The 4,009-nt window shown below is 66.1% G+C and carries 7 protein-coding genes; 4 read left to right on the forward strand and 3 right to left on the reverse strand.

Translation table 11 applies throughout. The features are described from left to right. The 4 genes from ACWEVS_RS45995 to ACWEVS_RS46010 form a co-directional block, all read left to right on the forward strand. The coding region (locus tag ACWEVS_RS45995) for a hypothetical protein (RefSeq protein WP_452557547.1) at nt 1-237 on the forward strand (237 nt) is incomplete at its 5' end. After that, on the forward strand, nt 234-779 hold the full coding sequence (locus ACWEVS_RS46000) for a DUF6624 domain-containing protein (protein WP_452557549.1): 546 nt from the start codon (nt 234-236) through the stop codon (nt 777-779). The genes ACWEVS_RS45995 and ACWEVS_RS46000, both read left to right, overlap by 4 nt. A 562-nt stretch (nt 780-1,341) precedes the next feature. After that, on the forward strand, nt 1,342-2,283 hold the full coding sequence (locus ACWEVS_RS46005; protein WP_452557551.1) for an aminoglycoside phosphotransferase family protein: 942 nt from the start codon (nt 1,342-1,344) through the stop codon (nt 2,281-2,283). A gap of 356 nt (nt 2,284-2,639) precedes the next feature. Next, nucleotides 2,640-2,837, forward strand: a complete 198-nt coding sequence (locus ACWEVS_RS46010; RefSeq protein WP_452557553.1) for a hypothetical protein — start codon at nt 2,640-2,642, stop codon at nt 2,835-2,837. A 98-nt stretch (nt 2,838-2,935) separates the two neighbouring features. Here ACWEVS_RS46010 and ACWEVS_RS46015 read toward each other — a convergent pair whose 3' ends face one another. The 3 genes from ACWEVS_RS46015 to ACWEVS_RS46025 form a co-directional block, all read right to left on the reverse strand. Then, nucleotides 2,936-3,160, reverse strand: coding sequence for a hypothetical protein (locus tag ACWEVS_RS46015; protein WP_452557555.1), 225 nt, complete (start codon nt 3,158-3,160; stop codon nt 2,936-2,938). Further along, entirely contained in the window at nt 3,160-3,372 is a 213-nt protein-coding gene (locus ACWEVS_RS46020) for a hypothetical protein (RefSeq protein WP_452557557.1), read from the reverse strand. Before ACWEVS_RS46020 ends, ACWEVS_RS46015 begins: the two co-directional genes overlap by 1 nt. 115 nt (nt 3,373-3,487) lie before the next feature. Beyond that, on the reverse strand, nt 3,488-4,009 hold a 522-nt coding region (locus ACWEVS_RS46025; RefSeq protein ID WP_452557559.1), incomplete at its 5' end, for an ATP-binding cassette domain-containing protein.

Genomic DNA, 4,009 nt, shown 5'->3' on the forward strand with positions numbered 1-4,009 from the left:
CAAATCGACGGCAGCACGATAGAACAGCATCCGAAGCCCCTGGTTGCGACGGTGTGGATTGTGGTGATCAACCCGTCTATCAGGGGTTTCTCTATGTGGTCAGGCGAACGCCGACCTTGCGATCACGCTGTGACCAGCGCTCCGCTGCCAGGGGATGAAAAACGTTCACTCGACTGGGCCCCGATCGTGAGGGCGAGCCGGAAGCGGCCGGTGAGTACACGAGAAGCACTCGAATGAATGGAACGGGCGAAAGGGAAACGCACATCGTGTTTAATGCCGGCCTTCGCAATGAACTGCTGCGACGCATGCGATGTGACCAGGAGGTGCGCCTGAGCCTACCCAAGGACGGACCTGTGCCGGGTGACCTGATGGAGAAATGGAGAAGCGTAGACGACGACAACACGGCGTACCTCAAGCAGGTGGTCGACGAGTACGGCTGGCCGGGTTATGACCTAGTGGGAGAGGAAGGTGCGCAGGCAGCTTGGCTCCTGGCGCAGCATGCCGATCACGACCTGGACTTCCAGCGACGGTGTTTGGCGCTCCTGCAGGTCGCCGTAGACGGGGGCCAAGCGGCGCCGCGTAACCTCGCGTACCTGGTCGATCGTGTTCGTGTCGGTGAGGGGCGGCCGCAGGTGTACGGCACGCAGTACTACGCTTCTGGCGGCATTTTCCAGCCGCGGCCGATCGAAGATCCTGACCGGCTTGACGAGCGCCGAGCCGAGGCTGGGCTGGGACCGCACGTCGACTACGACAGATCCATGCGGCAGCAGCATGGGTGAGAACGTTTCGTGAGGTGGATCTATCGACGGGGTGAGCATGGCGCTGCTGGTTGGGGCTGGCCCGCTGGTAGCGGGCTGCGGACGTCAAAACAGCTCCTCCTGGTCTCCTGTCGGCGTGGGCAGCTTCTTGGGCGGGAGACCGGCGGCGGCCTCCAGATGCGGCCACTTCGACCGGGACGGCGGGTCGGCTGGGCGGGGTGAGTGCCTCGAAGTCGATCAAAAGGATGTGCTGCGGCGCATGCCCTGGTTTGGGGCAGGATGTCGACGAGCTGGACCTGCGCAACCGGCGCGCCGCCGGGTCCGGCACCACAGCAGGGCGATGGACATGATCGTCTGGCGCGCCGGCACAGACGGTGGTCTCACTGGGAGATGACCGCTGGCCATCGTGCAGGGTGCACCACCTCAGCTCGGACAGGACAACGATCTGGCCATCGAGGAGGTCCAAGAGGCGTTGCCCGCGCCCAGCCCTGCGCGTCGCACTCGAGCGATTCCAAGCCGCCAGCCTGACATGCCCCGCTAGGTTCGTCCTGACCAGCGCGCCAACGCCCCCGCGGAGCCATCGATGCCCTCACCTCAGAGTCCGCCTGAAAACCTGCTCCACAAGCTCCGCAGCGCCCGAGCCGCCGACCCCGCGCAGCTGAACGAGGCCCTGCGCGCCCTGGAGGTCCGCCCCCTGACCGGAGGCCGCCAAAACCACGTTTACGCGGCGCGAGTCGCCGGCACCCAGATCTGCATCAAGATCTACAAGATAGACGATCTTCGACGCGCCGAGCGCGAGTGGGCCGCCTTGAATCTGCTGGCCGACCACGGATGCAGCCAAGCGCCTGCACCGCTGTGGTGCGACCTATCGTCCCCGCAGCCCGCCGTCGGCATGACCCTGCTACACGGCACACCACTTCTGAATCTCGACGCACCCCAGCGCCGGGCCGCGCTCAAAGGTATGGCCACGATCACCCAGCGCATCCACCGTCTTCCGCTGACCGGGCCGCTCGCCCAGGGGCGGCACGACTCTGTCGCCCACTACATGCGCCGCCTCACCCACGCCTGGCCAGCCCAACTCGCCGACCACAACGACGACCCCTTCACCGCCGACATGCAAGCTTTGCTCGCCGCCTGGCACGACAGCGGCGACGCCCACATGCTGGCCCGCCCAGCGGCACGGGTTCTGTCACGCGGCGACGCGAACCTGATCAACTGGCTCCAGACAACCGACGGGATGGCCTGCGTTGACTTCGAGTTTGCCGGCGTCGGTGACATCGCCACCGACGCCGCCGACCACGTCGAGCACATCAGCGCCCGCCACATCCCCGACGCCGAATGGCACGACCTGCTACCCGACCTGGGCGTCGGACACGCCGAGCGACCCCGGTTCGCCGCCGCTCAGCGGACCTGCGCGCTGCGCTGGCTCGCCGTACTCTGGAGGCAGCGAATCGCTCGCGCAGGGGAGTTCGACACCCAGCTCCGTCGCGTACGGATGCTCCAACGCGGCGACTGGAGCGCCTGAACGTCCGGCGCCCGCCCTCAGGCCCCGATCCGCCCCGCACAGGTGCTGTCACCCTGCCGCAGGAGACGCGAGCCCCTTCGAGGACAACCTGCGCACGCTCACCCAGATCCAGGCCAAGCCGACCGAGCGCCTGATTTGAAAAGTTAAGTTTCGGCGAGCCGTCACCGGCGGTGCTGCTAGTGTGGCGCGTCTCTCATTGGTCACAACGGGATCATCATGAAGCCACTTCCTCATGCCTATTCACCGTCCCTGGAAGAACTCCAGCGTTACGTCGCCGAAATGGAACAGGAACGGGGCTTCACTCACAGCAGCACTGTCGATCAGTGCCTGAAGTTGGCCGAGGAGACCGGAGAGGTTTGCAAAGCGGTACGCAAGCAGGCCGCCATGTCATCGACCCGAAGAGCCAAGTTGGACCGGTTGGTCACGAGCTGGCCGACGTCCTGATCTATGTTGCGGCCATCGCCAACCGTGCTGGGATCGATCTGGCCGAGGCCTTGCGCGCGAAGGAAGAGATCAACGAGGCCCGCGTCTGGACGACAGCAGTCAGCCCGTAGCCGTGCTCATCTGCCCCCAGGCCGTTACTCACCACCTTGTTCCAAGGACACGACGCCCTCGCCCCCAGGCGGCGTCTTCGGCTCAAAGGATGGCCGCGTCACCACACGCCGCTGACCGACGGTACGCCGCAACCGAGCTCCTGAACGCGGTGATCCCCTCCTCCAATCGCGGGTGGGTTCCACCAGGCGGCGCGGTGGAGCCTGGTGAGACGCCAGTCGGCGGCGACGATGGGGATGGTGGCGACTTCCACAAGGTCCGGCGGAGTGGCGCCGCTGCCTTCCACATCAACGATGAACAGGGGCGGCCAGATGCCGAAGTCCATCAGCGCCTCCTTAGCGGGCCGACCAGCGAGGTGGAATACCACTCCCGCATCTGCTCGGGAGTGGAAGCCGAACGTTGTGGGCGGGAATCATGGCGGCGGAGAGTCTCCTCCCACGGGACGTCCATGTAGAAGAAGGCGCTGACGCCGGGATGCTCGCGACGAAGCTCGTCGAGCATCCCGGCGTAGCGGCTGGCAGTCAGGATCCCTTCCACGATCACATGGTGGCCGTGGCCCAAGGCGTAGAGATAGATCGTCTTCAGCAGGCCGATGTTGACGCCATCAAGGCAAATCCGCGCTTGCCGTAAAGGACCGCTGTCTAGTGGCCGGTCATGATGTCTCCCCGTCCAGCGAAGCGTTACCGCGGTCCTGCTGGAGGAGCCAAAGATCGCGAAAGAGACCGGGCTGTGTCGTCAGCTGGGAAAACGTGCCCTCGGCAGTCACGCGCCCACCTTCCATGACCACGATCCGATCGGCGATGACCGTGTTGGCGAGGTTGTGAGTGACCAGAACGATCGCGCGGTCGCGCGCGAGTTCGCGCAGCCCGGTGAACACCAGATGTTCGGCGCGGGCGTCGAGGTCGGAGGTGGGCTCGTCCATCACCAGTAGGCCGGCGTCTCGGTGGATTGCGCGGGCGCCCGCGATGCGCTGCCATTGCCCGGAGGACAGGGCCTGGCCGCCCCACCATTCGCGAGCCAGCAGCGTACCCAGGCCAGAGCGCAGCACGTTGATCACCGCGTCGGCGCCGCTTGCGGCCGCGGCGCGATGGACGGCGTCATCCCCGCCGGGCTGGGGCTGACCGAGGTGGATGTTCTCCCGGGCGGTCATCGGCCAGCGGGCGAACTCCTGCGG

The organism is Nonomuraea sp. NPDC003754 (assembly GCF_053605785.1).